Raw genomic sequence first — 16,823 nt, forward strand, 5'->3', positions numbered from 1 at the left:
TGCTGGGCGCTCGTGCCGTTGCAGTCGTAGAGCTGTACGGCGGTGCCGTCGGCGGAGCTGGCCCCGGCGACGTCGAGGCACTTGCCGGCGAGGCCCGTGATGGCACCCGTGGCGGCCTGCGCGGGAGAGGCGGCGAGCACACCGGCCGAGACGGCGACCGCGGCGGCGAGCGCGGTTCTGAACAGGACGGAACGAGTGGGGGGTTGTGCTGCCAAGGGAGGAGATCACTGCCTTTCGTGGTCGATGAAGGACAGGGAGGGCCTCGCTGAGCCGAGCGCTGCGTGTGGAGACCCACCCGGCACCGGGAAAGTAAGAGGTCTGAACCAATTCCGTCAAGATGTGAACAGCGTTACCGGCGAGGGGAGTTGAGTGACCTGCGGTCTTGAATTCGAGTCAGGGCGCGGGCGGTGACGCCTCTCACTCGGCGTTCACTTGTTGATGGCGGCGGCTTGGACGTGTCGTTCCCGGCCACTTGACGGAGGCCTGGTCCGTACCTATGGTCTCGTCAACTCGGACGTTCAATCAGCCGCATTGCGTTCACATATGAGGACGGATCATATGCAGGACACCCCCGCTCGGCGCCGCCGTAAGTCCCCGCGTTCCGCTCTCGCCCTCACGGCGGCGGCCACCCTGCTCACCACCGGACTGCTCTCCTGGCCCGGCACCCAGCGGGCGGAGGCCGCCCCCACCACCTTCACCCACCCCGGCGTCACCGTCTCCCGCGCCCAACTCGACTTCGCCCGCGGCAAAGTGCTGACCGGCGCCCAGCCCTGGAAGAGCGCGTACGACCAGATGATGGCGAGCAAGTACGCGAGCCTCAGCCGCACGCCCCAGCCGCGCGCCGTCGTCGAGTGCGGTTCGTACTCGAACCCCAACTACGGCTGCACGGACGAACGCGAGGACGCGATCGCCGCGTACACCGACGCGCTCGCCTGGTACATCACCCGTGACGAGCGCTACGCCAAGAAGGCGATCGAGCTGATGGACGCCTGGTCCGCCGTGCTCCAGGACCACACCAACAGCAACGCCCCGCTACAGACGGGCTGGGCGGGTTCCTCCTGGCCGAAGGCCGCCGAGATCATCAAGTACACGTACACCGGTACGTGGGCCAACTCCGGCCGGTTCGCGACCATGCTCCGCAACGTCTATCTGCCCGAGATCATCAACGGCTCCAACTCCAACGGCAACTGGGAGCTGTCGATGATGGAGGCGGCAGTCGGCATCTCCGTCTTCCTGGAGGACAAGGCGTCGTACGACACGGCCATGGCGAAGTTCCGCACCCGCACCGCCGCGTACGTGTACCTCGCCTCCGACGGTGACCTGCCGAAGACCGTGCCGAGCCAGAACCTGAACACCCGCGACAAGATCGTCTCCTACTGGCAGGGCCAGTCCACCTTCGTCACCGGACTCACCCAGGAGACCTGCCGTGACTTCACCCATACCGGATACGGCATCTCGGCCATCTCACACGTCGCCGAGACCAGCCGCATCCAGGGGCAGGATCTCTACGGCACCGACGTCGGTGAGCGCCTGCGGCAGGCACTCGGCTTCCAGTCCAAGTACGAACTGGGCACCGCCGTCCCGAGCTGGCTGTGCGGCGGGTCGGTCAACCGGGGGCTGGGCCCGGTCACCGAGGTCGGCTACAACGCCCTGCACAACCGCCTGGGCATCGCCATGACCAACACCCAGGCCCTGACCGAACAGAACCGCCCGGCCGGCAGCAACAACCTCTTCGTCGCCTGGGAGACCCTCACCCACGGAGACAACCCGAACTGAGCACACCGGTTCCCGCCGGCATGACCACCCGTACCCCCTCACAGCCTGACGACGGCCAGCCACAGGTCCAGGTCGGAGATCATCAGGCGGCCGGGGCGTTGAGCGATGGTGTCCGGGACGGTCGTCCGTACCAGCGGCCGCTCGCCCTGCCGCACGGTGACCTTCGCGCCGTCGAACCGCGGGGACTTGGCCCGGATCACCGAGCGCAGCCTGGCCGACAGGCGTCGGGCGGTCGCCTCGTCCTTCACCACGACGCAGAGCACCTCGGTGTTCTTCCCCGCGGAGTCGGCGCGTTGACCGAGCGCGGACAGGCGTACCGGCTTCGTGGCGGTGAGCGGGTTGAAGTCGGCGCGGTAGACGTCGCCCAGACATCCGGCCGCGCGCTGGTACTCCTCGATGTCGGCCAGCGAGGCACCCTTCTTCGGGTGGACGGCCGACCGGGGTGTGGTGCCCGGCGCGGCGTAGGAGTAGGAGATCGTGTCCTTCGAGACTTGCAGCGCCAGGCCCTTGCCGTGGGGGCGAGTCCAGGTCTCCCCGCCGTCCTGCTCGCTGCGGGTGTAGCCGTTCGCCTTCAACGAGGCGGTGATGGCGGCCGCGTCGAAGGAACCCTCCCAGTGGCCCGCCGCCTTGGCGTCGACCGCGGTGTCGATCTGGTCCGGCTTGAGGTGCCCTGCCCACGGACCGGGGTCGTAAGCGTTCAACAGGCCGCTGGCCGGCTGCCCGGCGACGGCGAACCGCTTCCCCGCGCTCTTGACCAGGCCACGCGCCTCGGCGGCGTCGAGATACGTCACCTGGCCGCTCCTGCCGCTGTCGTCGGCCAGCGTGCGCAGCCCCTTCAACAGCGGGGAATCACCACCGGACTCGTCCTGGCCGGAGCCGGAGGAACAGCCGGTCGCCCCGAGCAGGCAGACGACAGAGAGAGCGATGGTGCCGACGACGGATCCAGCGGTTGCTGTGGACATGCCCGAAAGCCTAGCGGGGCCGTCCTGCGGGGCGGAGGGGTCCCCGAACATGCCGTCGGCCGGACGCCGCGTGCCGGCGCCGTCTGTCTCAACGGGACCGCGAGCCCCGGCCGTTCCCCTGGGCGGGGGTCCGGCGTGTCATCAGCGGCCCGGACGCGGTGCGCTGCCCTGGCTCGATCTGCTCGGTGAACGCCTGGAGCGCGGCCGAGCTGTTCGGCGGCAGGACCGCCATCAGCCCCCGGTCCTGTGCCTCGGCCAGCGTGTCCGCGGCCTGGCTGCCCTCCGAGGTGAGCACCAGGCGCACATGCCCGTCACCGGCCCCCCGCCGGTCCACCGGCGCCACGGCGCCGTGCGTGCCGTCGGGCAAGGTGACCCACAGCTGGAAGTCTTCGTACCGGAAGAAGTCCGCACCCTTCACGGGCCACGGGTAGTGATGCTCACCGGGCACCTTCGGCAGGATTCCCTGGTGGTCCGCGCGGCCCATGGGCACACAGGCGTTGAAGACGGAGTCGGTCCACGCCTCGACGCCGTCGGCGTCCGTGATCGGCGTGCGCAGCAGTTCCTCGGCCTCCTCGTAGCCCAGTTCCGCCAGGGCGGGGAGGGTCTCGGGGAAGCCGGCCACGAGGGCGGCCGCGTCCTGGCGCAGCCGGTCGACCTTGGCCGGCTCGGCGCAGAACTGCATGCTCCACTCGATGCCCGCGCGGGCCCGGTACATCCGCCAGCCGCTCGCGGTCTTCACCCACAGGCTGCCCCCGTGGTGCATCTCCCAGTGCTCGGGCGCCACGGGCCGGGGCCCGTAGGGCAGGTCGGCGTCGTCGATCTGGTCCAGGATCTTGCGTGCCGTGCGCTTCGCGGCCCTGAAGAAGGACGACTCGAAGCGCTCCGGATGCTTGACCAGCCGGATCCTCCAGGGATGGTTCTCCGATTCGACGCCGCCCGGCTGGATCGTGTCGGGTGTCCGGGATGCGGCGACGGTGTCGGCGCGGGCCATGATGACCTCCTCGTGCCGACCACGGCCCCGAGCACGGACCGTGGTCCGAGTGCCCCCTGTGACAATCGTGCGCTGTGGGGCTGGTGTGTGCGAGCCGGAGCGCGCCGCGCACCGTCACGCGCCCCGCGTACCGTCACCGACACCGACACCGACACCGACACCGCGTACGGTACGCGGGCCCGCGGACCGTCACGGGCCCGCGTACGCGCACCCGGCCCCGCACACCGGCCCGGACCGGCCAGGAACCGCCGGCCGCTGCCGTCCGTCCGGCGCTACGGCCTGGTGCGGATGAAGCGCAGGATCGCGTAGCTCTCACCGGGCGCCGGCGGCCGGTTCCAGGGTCTGGTCCGGAAGGTGTGCAGCCGTCCCCGGGTGAGGGCGAACCGAGGCAGCCGGACGCCGTACGCGGCGGCGAGCGCCTCCAGGGCCCGGCGCTCGCCCAGCCGCCCGATGTGCGGGTCGTCCGGCCGGAAGAACCGCTCCGGACGCAGTGCGGCCGGCACGGATCCCCGTATGCCGACCGCCGTCCCCCGCACGGTGAACGCGTATCGCTCCTCGCCGTCCTCCGCGACGGACAGATGGAACACACCATGGCCGTGCCCGTCGGACGGCTCGCTCCACACCGTCACCGCCCGGGTGCCCCGGGACGCGGCGATGCCCGGAGAGACGAACCACTTCTCCACGAAGCCTTTGCCGGGCGACGGTTCCAGGGCGAAGCTCCAGCCGGTGCCCGCCCGGCCGACGGCGGTCAGCGCCCTGTCCTCCCACACCGAGCCGTCCGCCCCGCCGCGCTGCCGCATACGCGCGTCCCACAAGGTCATCGGCTCGTGCAGCACGGTGTCGTCCGCGCCGATACGGCCGGGCAGCTCGGCCGGTTCCACCCCCTCCACGAGGACGAAGCGGTACGACGCCAGGACATGACCGCGGTCCGTCTCGGCCAGCCACGCCAGTCCCGGCGGATCCAGGTCGGCCACCGGGGCCGGGGCCTCACCCCGCTGCCCGGCCCGGGGCGTGGCCAGCAACTCCCGGCCCCGCTCCGCAGTGAGCGGGGGGCCGAGGAGCGGGTCGGCGCACAGGCCGACCGGGGCGATGTGCTCCGGGCCCACGGGCCGCCACTCGGGCAGCGCGGCGCGCAGGGTCCGCCACGCCGCGTCCGTGTCGCCCCACCGCGCCTGCTCCCGCGCCTCCTCCACGGCACGGCCGAAGGGGCCTACGGCGGTGTAGCGGAAGGTGCCTTCCCGGACGTCGCGGAGAATCGCGTCCGCCGTCTCGGCCACCGTCCCGGAGGCGCTCCTCAGGTGATAGGTCCAGGAGGCGTCGTCCCGCCGGTTGCTCACATGCTCGGCCGCCAGCACGGGCAGGACTTCCGGTGCGTACAGCGGATCGGCCGCGAGCCCGGGGAACGATCCCGTGTAGGTGTGCCCGAGCACCCTCCGTATCTGGTCGCGCAGGCCTGCCGCCCGTGGTCTGCCGTACTCGATCGCCTCCGTCAGCAAGGCCTCGGCCCGTTCGTACCGTCCCCGCAGCGCCTCCAGGCGGGCGTCCTCCACGGACGCGTCCAGCGCGCGCGTCGTCGCGTTGACGAACTCCACCCCCGCCCGGTGCGACCGGTCCACCTGGAGGCTGTGGAACTCCCGGTACATGGCCTCCATGAACGCCCGGAACGACGCGTACCGCTCCGGCGGGCTCGCGCGCCACGAGGCGTAGCTGTACACGGCCCACTCACCGTCGGCGGCCACGTCCCCGGGGTCCATCAGGACGTACACGGCGTCCGACTCCACGTCGAGCTGGAGGGCCCGGTGCCACATCCCGGCCAGCAGCTTCTCCTCGGGCGCCGGGTCGTCGCCCAGCTCCCCGGGGAAGTACTCGGCCAGCCCCGCCGCGTCCTGGTGCCACCGGACCTGGTCGGTGCCGGCGAGCCGCCAGACGAAGCCGCCCGCGTGCCGCCAGCCGTCGCTGACCGCCACAAAAGCCCGGTAGGAGGGAGGCAGCCGGTGTCCGAGCCGCTCCTCCAGGGCGCGGATCCGGTCCTCGGACGCGGGCGGGAACCCCAGCCACCGGGCCCGCAGAGGCTCCTCGTCGCTCGCGAGCCGCTCCTCCGCCGGCACGTCGAGGTGCTGCGCGTCCGCCCACTCCTGGCTCCAGCGCGCCAGAAAGGCCCGCCAGTCGTCGATGTCCGTCATGCCACCGATCGTGCCAGGCACCACTGACAACGCCCCGGCCCGCGACGGCGGTTGGACCGACGGACGGGGGTTGGACCGACGGACGGCTGTTGAACCTGCGGACGGCTCTTGGACTTACGGGACGGTGATCGGACCCCCACGGGACGGCGATCGGACCTCCGGAGGGCAGGCCTCCGGTCCGGACGGCGGCGGGGAGAGGCGAGGGCGAGGGCGATCAGGCCCCGCCCGGACGGACTGGCCGCCCCCCGGGGGACAGCAGACGGCCGCCGAGCCCGCATGCCCGGCCGGGCAGCAGACAGCCGCCGAGCCGTGTGCCCGGCGGCGTATGTCTCACGGCTGTGTCCGGTCAGAGGGGCGAACCGCTGTCTCCGGGCCGGATCCGGCCGCGCCAGGCACCGGACTCCCCGCCGTGTTCCTCGATGTACTGCTTGAACCGCTTCATGTCTCCCTTGACACGCCGGTCGATCGTGCCGATGAGATCCGCGGCCTTCTCCACGGCTCCGCTGGGTTCGATATCCATGACCAGCTCCACCTTGGTGTGCATGTCGTCCAGGCGCTCGAAGCGGACGCTGCCCTTCTGGCTGGTGTCGCCGCTGGTGGTGCGCCAGGTGATGCGCTCGTCGGGCAGCTGGTCGACGATCTCTGTGTCGAACTCGCGCCGTACTCCGCCGATCTTCGTGGTCCAGTGATTGTGCCGGTCGTCCAGCTGCCTGACCTCCTCGACGCCTTCCATGAAGTTCGGGAAGTCCTCGAACTGCGTCCACTGGTTGTAGGCGGTATGCAGCGGAACCTCGACCTCCACCGCTTCCCTGACCGTGCTCATCTTTGTACCTCCGTTGTCCTTGCTCGACTGGCGGCAGCCCCGGGCCGTTGCCGGGACCTGGACCCGGCGAGTACCCGGGGAGCCGGTGGTTATGAGCGGCGGCTCCGGCAAGGGGGCCGGTACCGGCGCTGCCGTTCCGCAGCGTGAGAGGCTGACTACCTACCGCGTCAACGGTGGAGACCCCGCGCGCGGGCGCTCACGCGCACGGTACGGAACCAGCCAGCGAGCCCCATTCCGGCCACCGGCCTGACGTGGTGTTTTACAGTGACTCCACCAGTTCCGGCGACAGGACGTGTGAGGTATTCGCGAACATGCCGACTGAGACCTTCGAGTTTCAGGTAGAGGCCCGTCAGCTGCTCCAGCTGATGATCCACTCGGTCTACTCGAACAAGGACGTCTTCCTGCGGGAGCTCGTCTCCAACGCCTCCGACGCGCTGGACAAGCTGCGCCTGGAGAAGCTCTGGGACGACTCGCTCGACGCCGACGTGTCCGACCCGCACATCGAGATCGACATCGACAAGGACGCCCGTACGCTCACCGTGCGGGACAACGGCATCGGGATGTCGTACGACGAGGTCGGGCAGCTGATCGGCACGATCGCCAACTCGGGCACCGCGAAGTTCCTGCGGGAGCTGCGGGAGGCCAAGGACGCGGCCGGGGAGGAGGGACTCATCGGCCAGTTCGGCGTCGGGTTCTACTCCGGCTTCATGGTGGCCGACGAGGTCACCCTGCTGACCCGGCGCGCCGGCGAGAGCCAGGGCACCCGCTGGACGTCGCGCGGCGAGGGCACGTACACGCTGGAGAAGGTGGACGACGCCCCGCAAGGCACCTCGGTCACGCTCCACCTCAAGCCGGCCGACCCGGAGAACCAGCTCCACGACTACACCTCGCCCTGGAAGATCCGGGAGATCATCAAGCGGTACTCGGACTTCATCACCTGGCCCATCCGGATGGTGCCCGAGCGTCCCGCCACGACGGACGAGAGCGACGAGGCGCCCGAGCCCGAGACGCTCAACTCGATGAAGGCGCTGTGGGCGCGGCCACGCGACGAGGTGTCCGACGACGAGTACCACGAGCTGTACAAGCACATCGCCCACGACTGGCGCGACCCGCTGGAGACGATCCGGCTCCAGGCGGAGGGCACCTTCGAGTACCAGGCCCTGCTGTTCCTGCCCGAGCACGCCCCGCACGACCTGTTCACGCGGGACTCCAAGCGCGGTGTGCAGCTGTACGTCAAGCGCGTGTTCATCATGGACGACTGCGAGGCGCTGCTGCCGCCGTACCTCCGCTTCGTCAAGGGCGTCGTCGACGCGGCGGACCTCTCGCTCAACGTGTCCCGCGAGATCCTCCAGCAGGACCGCCACATCGAGATGATGCGGCGACGGCTGACGAAGAAGGTCCTGTCCACGGTCAAGGAGATGATGACCAAGGACCAGGAGCGGTACGCCACGTTCTGGCGGGAGTTCGGCACGGTCCTGAAGGAAGGACTGGTCACCGACCCGGAGAACCGCGACGCCATCCTCGCCGTCGCGTCGTTCGCGAGCACGCACCACGACACCGAGCCGACCACGCTCAAGAGCTATGTGGAGCGGATGAAGGACGGTCAGGAGGACATCTACTACCTGACCGGCGAGTCCCGGCAGAGCATCGAGAACTCCCCGCACATGGAGGCGTTCCGGGAACGCGGCATCGAGGTGCTGCTCCTCACCGACCCGGTGGACGAGGTGTGGGCGGACGCCGTCGGCGAGTACGAGGGCAAGAAGCTGCGCTCCGTCGCCAAGGGCCAGATCGACCTCGACGCGAAGGACGAGGAGACGTCCGACGAGGAGCGGGAGAAGCAGACCGAGGACTACGCCGGGCTGCTCGGCTGGATGAAGGAGCAGCTGGACGAGGACATCAAGGAGGTCCGCCTGTCCTCCCGGCTCACCGTCTCACCGGCCTGCGTCGTCTCCGACGCGCACGACCTGACCCCGGCCCTGGAGAACATGTACCGCGCCATGGGCCAGGAGGTGCCCCGCGCCAAGCGGATTCTGGAACTCAACCCGGAGCACCAGTTGGTGAAGGGCCTCAACCAGGCGTTCAAGGAGCGCGAGGACCGCACCGAGCTGGCCGAGACCGCCGAGCTGCTGCACGGCTTGGCGGTGCTCGCCGAGGGCGGCCAGCCGAAGGAGCCGGCCCGCTTCGTGAAGCTGATGGCGGACCGTCTGGAACGCGCGCTGTAACCCGACTCCGCCGGAATCCGGCGGCCTGCGCCGGCCCAGGCCACGCGCGGGCCGCCGAAGCCCGCGCTGCTCCTCCTCCACGCGGAACGGGACAGCGGCGCGCAGACGCGGACCGACCTCGACCGCGCCCTCCACCACGCGCGCACTGCCCGCACGGTTGCGCTCCCCGCGTCCGCAATCCCCGACACGGCCACCGCCAAGGCTCGCGCCGGCCACGTCAGCAGAACGCCGAGTGCTTCGATGTGAGGGTGGAGAGCATCAAGCACCGGCTCCTGACCAAGGGCTTGGGCCGGCCCCGTGGCCTGCTCGGCCGTATCGGCGGACGGCTCATGGCGCACGCCAACGCCGCCACCGAACGCCATGTCGTCACCCTCGCCGCGCCCGCCGAACAGGACGTCGTCCTCGTCATCGGCCCCGGTCCCGGCGTCGGCCTCGCAGCCGCCGCCGAGCGCTCGGCCCATGTCATCGGCGTCGACCCGTCCGACGTCATGCTCGCCATGGCCCGCCGACGCTGCGCACCGCTGATCACCCGTGGCCGCGTCCGCCTCGCCGCCGGCACCGCCGCGCGAACCGGCGAACCCGACGCTTCCGTCGACGTGGTGATCTCCGTGAACAATCTCCAGCTGTGGCCCGACATCCCGGCCGCCCTCGCCGAACTCCGCCGCGTCCTGTGCCCGGGCGGTCGCCTCCTCCTCTCCACCCACGAGAGGTGGCTCCCCACCGACCTCCCCACCCTCGCCACCACGGTCCACACGGCGGGCTTCACCTCCGTGCACACCTGGACCTGGCAGCCCCCGACCCGCGGAACGCCGACAGCGGCCCAACTGAGCGCGGTACGCGGCTAGGCGTTCATCGAAGCGGACCGAAGCCGCAGCGGAACATGCCGGCCTCTCCCAATCCCCACCTACCTCTCGCGTTGGCATGGACCTGACGCGCTGGGAGGGCTAGGCTCTGCCCCGCCACACATGAGAGCGCTCTCAGAAATCGGCTGTTCCACCCCACCACTGGAACGACGAAGGGCAAGTCCCATGAGACGCACGCGACTTACGCATGCCGTACTGGCCGCACTCCTGATCCTCGGCGGGTCGGGAGCGGCGGGAGCGGTCCCGGCGGCGGCGAGCGGCGCCACCGCCGAACCCGGCGGACGTACCACGGCTCCCCAAGCCACGACGTCCCCGAAGCCCGCGTCCGACGGAGTCGTGACCGCCATGCAGCGCGATCTCGGCCTCACGCGGAAGCAGGCCGAGGCACGGATCGCCGCCGAGCGGTCCGCCGCGGCCCTCGATCCGAAGCTGCGCCGGGCGGCCGGTGACGCCTACGCCGGCTCCTGGTTCGACCCGGCGAAGGAGCGCCTGACGGTGGCCCTCACCCCGGACGCCTCGCCGGGCGCACGCCACGCCATCGAGGCGGCCGGGGCCGAGATCCGTACCGCCGCGCACACGGCCCGGCAGCTCAACGCGGTCAAGGCACGCGTCGACCGGCTCTCCGCCCCCTCCGGGGTGAGCGGCTGGCATGTCGATCCGATGGCCAACACGGTCGTCGTCGACATCGTCCGGAAGGACCGCTCCGACAACGATGTCCGGCGCTTCGTGTCCCGCGCTCGCGCGGCCGGTCCCGTCACCGTCCGGACCGTCTCCGCGGCCCCGCGCACCTTCGCCGCGGGGACGGTCGGCGGAGACCCCTACTACACGGGCAACGTCCGCTGCTCCATAGGCTTTTCCGTGTACGGCGGTTTCGTCACCGCCGGACACTGCGGCTCGCCCGGCGCCGGAGTCAGCGGCTGGGACGGCTCCTACATCGGGACGTTCCAGGACTCCTCGTTCCCGGACAACGACTACGCGTGGGTCAGCGTGGGCAGCGGCTGGTGGACGGTTCCGGTGGTGCTGGGCTGGGGCACGGTGCCCGACCAGTTGGTGCGCGGCTCGGCCGTGGCGCCGGTCGGCTCCTCCGTCTGCCGCTCGGGATCGACGTCGCACTGGCACTGCGGCACGGTCCTGGCGACGAACGAGACCGTCAACTACAGCCAGGGCGCGGTGCACCAGCTGACGAAGACGAGCGTCTGCGCCGAGCCCGGCGACTCCGGGGGCTCCTTCATCACCGGAGACCAGGCACAGGGCGTCACCTCGGGCGGCTGGGGCAACTGCTCCGGCGGAGGCGAGACCTGGTTCCAGCCCGTCAACGAGATCCTCAACCGGTACGGCCTGACCCTGCACACCTACACCGGCTGACCACGGACCCGGCCAGAACACACATGGAGCAGACCCCGTGCTGAGACTCCCACCCCGCAGGGCCCTCCCCCCGTCCGGACCCAGACAGGCCTTACGGCACCTCCTGACCGCCCTCGTGGTGACGACACTGGCCGTCACCACCCTCCTCGCCGCGGGGGCCTCCCCCTCGCGGGCCGCCGTGCCCTGGACGCCCAGACCCGCGCCGATGTCCACCCCCTGGACCGACCGGGTGCCGGTGGACCACCCCCTGCCGGAGTATCCCCGCCCACAGCTCACCCGGCCCGACTGGGCCAACCTGAACGGCATCTGGGACTTCGCCGTCACCGCCCGCGACGCCGCGCAGCCGGCGACGTTCGGTGAGCGGATCCGCGTCCCGTTCGTGCCCGAGTCCGCGCTCTCCGGCATCCAGCGCAAGATCACCGGAAACGACAGGCTCTGGTACAAGCGCGCCTTCACCGTGCCCGCCGACTGGGGCGGCCGGCGCGTGCAGCTCAACTTCGGTGCCTCCGACTGGGAGACGACCGTCTGGATCAACGGCCGGCAGGCGGGCGCCGCGCACCGCGGCGGGTACGACGCGTTCTCGTACGACATCACGCCCCTGCTGAGGAGCGGCGGGACCAACACCGTCGTCGTCTCCGTGTACGACCCGACGGAGACCGGCGGCCAGGCCATCGGCAAGCAGCGCGTCCAGGACGTCACCCCGCACGCCGGCCGGAGCATCGTCTACACCGCCTCGTCCGGCATCTGGCAGACCGTCTGGCTGGAGCCGACCGCGGCGGCGCACATCACCCGCCTCGACCTGGTCCCGCACCTGGAGGACAGCACCCTGCGCGTGACCGTGCGCGGCACCGGAGCCACCGGTGCCGGCGTCAAGGTCACCGTCTCCAGCGGCGGTACGCCGGTCGCGAGCGCCACCGGCACGGTCGGCACCGAGTTCTCCGTCCCGGTGCCGAACGCCCACCTCTGGTCGCCGGACGACCCGTTCCTGTACGACGTCACCGCCCAGCTGACCGGGAGCCCGGGCGGCGACAAGGTCGGCGGTTACACCGGCATGCGCTCGATCGCGGTGAAGGACGTGGACGGCGTGCGCCGACCGGTCCTGAACGGGCGGTTCGTCTTCCAGACCGGCACCCTGGACCAGGGCTACTGGCCGGACGGCATCTCCACCGCCCCCACCGACGCGGCGCTCAAGTACGACCTCCAGAAACACAAGGACCTCGGCTTCAACATGGTCCGCAAGCACATCAAGGTGGAGTCGCAGCGCTGGTTCTACTGGGCGGACCGGCTCGGGCTGCTGGTGTGGCAGGACATGCCGTCCATGGACAGCGGCAAGGCACCGGACAGCGCGGCCCGCACCCAGTGGGAGAGCGAGTACCGCGCCGTCATCGACCAGCACCGCAGCTCGCCCGCGCTCATCCAGTGGGTCGACCAGAACGAGGGCTGGGGCCAGTACGACCAGGCGCGCATCGCGGACATGGTCAAGGCGTACGACCCCTCGCGCCTCGTGGACAACATGAGCGGCGTCAACTGCTGCGGCGCCCAGGACGGCGGCAACGGCGACGTGGTCGACAACCACAACTACGTCGGGCCGGGCAACACGCCGACCGAACCGGTGCGCGCCTCGGTGCTGGGGGAGTACGGCGGCCTCGGCTACCGGATCTCCGGCCACGAGTGGTACCCGGGCGGCGGGTTCAGCTACGAGGACCAGCCGAGCCTGTCCGCGCTCGACGACCGGTTCGTGGGGCTGCTCGACGGCATCCGGGAGAACGCCATGCCCGCCGGCGGTCTCTCGGCGTCCGTCTACACTCAGATCACCGACGTCGAGAACGAGACCAACGGGCTGATGACCTACGACCGCCGGGTCGTCAAGGTCGACGAGTCCCGCGTCCGCGCCGCCAACCAGGCGCTCATCGCCGCCTCGCGCACCGTCGGCCCGCCGGTGAAGCTGCCGCTGGAGCAGTACGTGTCGATCCGCGTCACGACACCCGGCCACACCGACCGCTACGTCCGTCACTACGACGGGCTCGGCTACACCGAGGTGGTCGACTCCGGCAGCAGCGACCTGCTGAAGCAGGACGCCACCTGGAAGGTGAGGCCCGGCCTGGCGAACAAGCTCTGCTACTCCTTCGAGTCGCGCAACTACCCCGGTGAATACCTGCGCCACCGCGACTTCCGGATCCGTCGGGAGGCGGGAGACGACTCCGCCCTGTACAAGGCCGACGCGACGTGGTGCCCCGTCCAGGGCAGCGGCGGCATCCGGCTGTCGGCGGCCAACTTCCCCGGCCAGTACCTGCGGCACATCAACGCCGAACTGTGGCTGGCCCGGTCGGGCGGGACCCACGCCTGGGACGACCCGGGGACGTTCACCGAGGACACCACCTGGTCCGTCGAGGCACCCTGGGCGCCCTGAGCGCCGTACCGCCCAGGCACCGGGCGTGCGGTGTACTCCCCGCCGAGTACACCGCATTGCTCTCCCCGCCGGACGGCACGGACGGGCTTTTCCGGCACCGTGTCGCACATGAAGTTGAGCCGACCCGCGCGCCGGGCCTCCCTCGTCGTCCATGTGGCCGTCTCCGCGAGCTGGCTCGGGCTCACGCTCGGGCTGCTCGCCCTCGCGGTCACCGCCACCACCACCGGATCGGCGGTGACCGCCGAGGCGTCCGTGCGGGCCATGAAGCTCTTCGCGGACTGGCTGCTGCTTCCCCTCGCGTTCCTGACGCTCCTCAGCGGTGTCCTGCTCTCCGTGGGCACCCCGTGGGGACTGGCCCGGCACCGGTGGGTCTTCACGAAGTTCTGGCTGACCCTCGTCACGACCGCCGCCACGGCGTTCGCGCTGCGCCCGGGCGTGAACTCCGCGCTCGCCGGCATCGCGGCGGGCGGACCACCGCCGGGCCCCGGCGACCTCCTGCCCGGCCCGATCGTGTCGCTGTGCGCCTACGTCTTCATGACGGCGATCTCGGTCCTCAAGCCCTGGGGACTCACCAGGTGGGGCAGGAACCACCGAGCCGCCGCCGGTGGCGGCGGCCGACGCCAAGGGGCAGGCACCGGCCGGCGGCCTAGTCCGGTGCGGGGCGTGCCGACCGGACGATGAGCGAGCGGAGTTCTTCCACGGCCCGGACGCGGGCTCCGGACAGTTCGGGCGAGGACAGCGTGGCCGGGGTGACGGGGACGGGGCGCGGTGTGCGCCGGAAGTGCTTCTCGACGGCGGTGATCATGGCCGGATCCGGCCCCCAGGCGCCGCCGATGACGATCATCCGCGGGTCGGCGAGGGAGACGGCCGCGGACAGGACCCCGCAGACGGCGCGGGCCAGCGCGGCGCGGATGCGCTGGGCCCGCTCGTCGTGCCCGGCGAGCAGTTCCTGGAGGGCCGGGACGTCGATGGCGGTGGAGGAGGGCCGGCGCAGGCCGAGGGCGGCGAACACGTCGGTGAAGGCCATGGCCTCACCGTCCGGGCCGTAGGTGCACAGGTGCGCGATCTCGCCGACGAGCCCCCTGTGCCCGCGCCGGACGGTGCCGTCGTTGACCACGGCGCAGCCGAGGCCCTCACCGAGGTGGAGGTAGACGAAGTCGTCGACGCCCCGGGCGCAGCCGGCCTGGTGTTCGGCGCGGGCGGCCCAGTTGACGTCGTTGTCCACCAGCACGGCGCCGGTCACGTGGTCCGCGAGGACGGCGGGCGGGTCCAGGTCGCCGACCAGGAAGGGGGCGTCGGGCAGATGCACGAGCCGGCCGGTCTCGCGGTCCACCGGGTCGGCGGCGCTGATCACCGCGAGGCGCAGCGGGCCGGTGATCCGCTCGGCCAGCTGTCCGGCGGCCTCGGTGAGGGCGCCGGCCGCCGCCTCGGGTCCCGCGTTCGCCTCCAGTGCGGTGCGGACCTGTCCGTGGACGTGGCCGAGGGCGTCGACCGCTTCGGCCGTCACACCGTGCGGGGTGATGCTCGCCACCAGCGCGGCGCCGAGCTGCGGGGTGAGCGCGTAGTAGGAGCCGACCCGCCCGCGTCCGGTCGTGCGTTCGCCGGTGTCGACGACCAGGCCGGCGCCGGTGAGGCGCTGGACGCTGTCGGAGATCGTGGGCTTGGAGATCCCGGTGTGAGCGGAGATCTCCGCCCTGGTCAGGCGGGGACGGTCCATGAGCGCGCGCAGCACGTTCTCGTCGGTCAGCGCGCGCAGCATCTCCAGTGACGGCTTCGGCTGGGTCATGCGGACATTCTAGTAAGGACTCTTGCCTAAATGGCTTGCCTAAATACGGCGGACGTGTTTACCGTCGTTCTAGTAAGGAGTCCTCACCAAAGGAGTCGGGCGATGCCACTCACCGCAGAACCCCGCCACCCCGCCGCCCTGCCGCACTGGGAGGAGACCCCGGCCGACCTCTCGGCCGCCGTCCGCGCGATCAAGCCCGCCCTGCGCGCCCGGATCGAAGCCTCCGGCCGCAGCGTCCAGGAGGTGTTCGCCGCCGTCGAGCAGCGCATCGAGGCCCGTATCGCCGAGATCGAGGCCGACCGGGCGCACGGCGAGGAGGTGTGGCCCGTCCTGGACTACGACGCGATCGCCGGCGGAACGGTCACACCGGCCGAGACGGCCAAGCTCAGGAAGCGCGGCTGTCTCGTCGTACGCGGCCACTTCCCGCGCGAGCAGGCGCTGGCCTGGGACGCCGGCATCGTCGACTACGTCGAACGGAACAGGTTCTTCGAGAACTACACCGGCCCCGGCGACGACTTCTTCGGCAGCGTCGGCTCCACGCCGGAGATCTACCCCGTCTACTGGTCACAGGCCCAGATGCAGGCCCGCCAGTGCGAGCGCATGGCCACCGTGCAGTCCTTCCTCAACTCGTTCTGGAAGCACACCGCCGACGACGGCACGCGGTGGTTCGACCCGGACCGCGACGCGCTGTACCCCGACCGCATCCGCCGCCGCCCGCCGGGCACCGACTCCGCCGGCCTCGGCACCCACTGCGACCCCGGCACGCTCGACCTGTGGATGACGCGCGAGTACCAGAAGGCCTTCCGCCACCTCTTCGACGGCAGCGCCGAGCAGTACGACCCCTGGGACGCGGCCCACCGCACCACCGGCCCCCAGTACCCCGGCTCCACCATGTGCTCCGCCTTCCGCACCTTCCAGGGCTGGACCGCGCTGTCCGACATGGACGCCGACCAGGGCGTGCTGCACACCGTGCCGATCCCGGAGATCATGGCTTACCTGCTGCTGCGCCCCCTGCTGCCGGACGTCCCCGAGGACTCCCTGTGCGGCGTGCGCACCAGCCAGGTCTTCCCCGTCACCAAACGCTGGCACCCGATGCTCTACCGGGCCCTGACCCCCATCCCCGACGTCCGGGCCGGCGACTCCGTCTGGTGGCACTGCGACATGGTCCACAGCGTCGCCCCGGTGGAGAACCAGAAGGGCTGGGGCAACGTCATGTACATCCCCGCCGCCCCCTGGTGCCCCCGCAACGAGACGTACGCGGCCTCCGTCCGGGAGGCGTTCGTCACCGGTTCCAGCCCGAGCGACTTCCCCGAAGAGCACTACGAGCGTTCCTGGAGCGGCCGGTTCACCCCCGACCAGCTCAACGACACCGGCCGCCGGGGTCTGGGCCTGGACTGACTCCGGGGCACCGAGCGGGCGGCCTCGGCTCGGAGCCGTGCCGT

At 71.1% G+C, this 16,823-nt stretch carries 12 protein-coding genes and 1 pseudogene; 7 read left to right on the forward strand and 6 right to left on the reverse strand.

The features are described from left to right. Positions 1-185: pseudogene (locus tag ACZ4WH_RS30510) on the reverse strand (hypothetical protein); the annotation flags it as partial. A 373-nt stretch (positions 186-558) separates the two neighbouring features. On the opposite strand from ACZ4WH_RS30510, the gene ACZ4WH_RS30515 reads away from it, so the two are divergent. Continuing rightward, complete coding sequence (locus tag ACZ4WH_RS30515; protein WP_468186774.1) at positions 559-1,776, forward strand: alginate lyase family protein; 1,218 nt, start codon at positions 559-561, stop codon at positions 1,774-1,776. Positions 1,777-1,814: 38 nt separating this feature from the next. Here the strand turns inward: ACZ4WH_RS30515 and ACZ4WH_RS30520 are convergent, their stop codons facing one another. The 4 genes from ACZ4WH_RS30520 to ACZ4WH_RS30535 all read right to left on the reverse strand — a co-directional run bounded on the left by ACZ4WH_RS30520 (position 1,815) and on the right by ACZ4WH_RS30535 (position 6,735). Then, on the reverse strand, positions 1,815-2,738 hold the full coding sequence (locus ACZ4WH_RS30520; RefSeq protein ID WP_468186777.1) for a hypothetical protein: 924 nt from the start codon (positions 2,736-2,738) through the stop codon (positions 1,815-1,817). A gap of 88 nt (positions 2,739-2,826) precedes the next feature. Beyond that, a complete protein-coding gene (locus ACZ4WH_RS30525; protein ID WP_468186780.1) occupies positions 2,827-3,729 on the reverse strand; it encodes a DUF6424 family protein in 903 nt (300 codons plus the stop codon). 272 nt (positions 3,730-4,001) lie between these two features. Further along, on the reverse strand, positions 4,002-5,912 hold the full coding sequence (locus ACZ4WH_RS30530) for an SMI1/KNR4 family protein (protein ID WP_468186783.1): 1,911 nt from the start codon (positions 5,910-5,912) through the stop codon (positions 4,002-4,004). A gap of 346 nt (positions 5,913-6,258) precedes the next feature. Beyond that, positions 6,259-6,735 carry an SRPBCC family protein gene (locus tag ACZ4WH_RS30535; RefSeq protein WP_468186786.1) on the reverse strand — a complete coding sequence of 159 codons (477 nt, stop codon included), beginning with the start codon at positions 6,733-6,735 and terminating at the stop codon, positions 6,259-6,261. Between the two features lie 311 nt (positions 6,736-7,046). On the opposite strand from ACZ4WH_RS30535, the gene htpG reads away from it, so the two are divergent. From htpG to ACZ4WH_RS30560, 5 genes are all read left to right on the forward strand, one after another. Next, positions 7,047-8,957 carry a molecular chaperone HtpG gene (htpG, locus tag ACZ4WH_RS30540; RefSeq protein ID WP_468186789.1) on the forward strand — a complete coding sequence of 637 codons (1,911 nt, stop codon included), beginning with the start codon at positions 7,047-7,049 and terminating at the stop codon, positions 8,955-8,957. A 248-nt stretch (positions 8,958-9,205) separates the two neighbouring features. After that, entirely contained in the window at positions 9,206-9,802 is a 597-nt protein-coding gene (locus tag ACZ4WH_RS30545) for a class I SAM-dependent methyltransferase (protein ID WP_468186792.1), read from the forward strand. A gap of 183 nt (positions 9,803-9,985) precedes the next feature. Then, positions 9,986-11,185 carry a S1 family peptidase gene (locus ACZ4WH_RS30550; protein ID WP_468186795.1) on the forward strand — a complete coding sequence of 400 codons (1,200 nt, stop codon included), beginning with the start codon at positions 9,986-9,988 and terminating at the stop codon, positions 11,183-11,185. A 118-nt stretch (positions 11,186-11,303) separates the two neighbouring features. Then, positions 11,304-13,595 (forward strand): AbfB domain-containing protein, encoded by a 2,292-nt coding sequence (locus tag ACZ4WH_RS30555; RefSeq protein WP_468186798.1) that lies wholly within the window; start codon positions 11,304-11,306, stop codon positions 13,593-13,595. A 108-nt stretch (positions 13,596-13,703) separates the two neighbouring features. Beyond that, positions 13,704-14,276, forward strand: a complete 573-nt coding sequence (locus ACZ4WH_RS30560; RefSeq protein ID WP_468186801.1) for a DUF2269 domain-containing protein — start codon at positions 13,704-13,706, stop codon at positions 14,274-14,276. On the opposite strand, the gene ACZ4WH_RS30565 is transcribed toward ACZ4WH_RS30560, so the two are convergent. Then, complete coding sequence (locus ACZ4WH_RS30565; RefSeq protein WP_468186804.1) at positions 14,242-15,381, reverse strand: ROK family transcriptional regulator; 1,140 nt, start codon at positions 15,379-15,381, stop codon at positions 14,242-14,244. The two genes, ACZ4WH_RS30560 and ACZ4WH_RS30565, sit on opposite strands and share 35 nt — an antisense overlap. A gap of 102 nt (positions 15,382-15,483) precedes the next feature. On the opposite strand from ACZ4WH_RS30565, the gene ACZ4WH_RS30570 reads away from it, so the two are divergent. Further along, positions 15,484-16,779, forward strand: coding sequence for a DUF1479 domain-containing protein (locus ACZ4WH_RS30570; RefSeq protein WP_468186806.1), 1,296 nt, complete (start codon positions 15,484-15,486; stop codon positions 16,777-16,779). Positions 16,780-16,823 lie beyond the last annotated feature (44 nt).

The organism is Streptomyces sp. NPDC029138 (assembly GCF_055564375.1).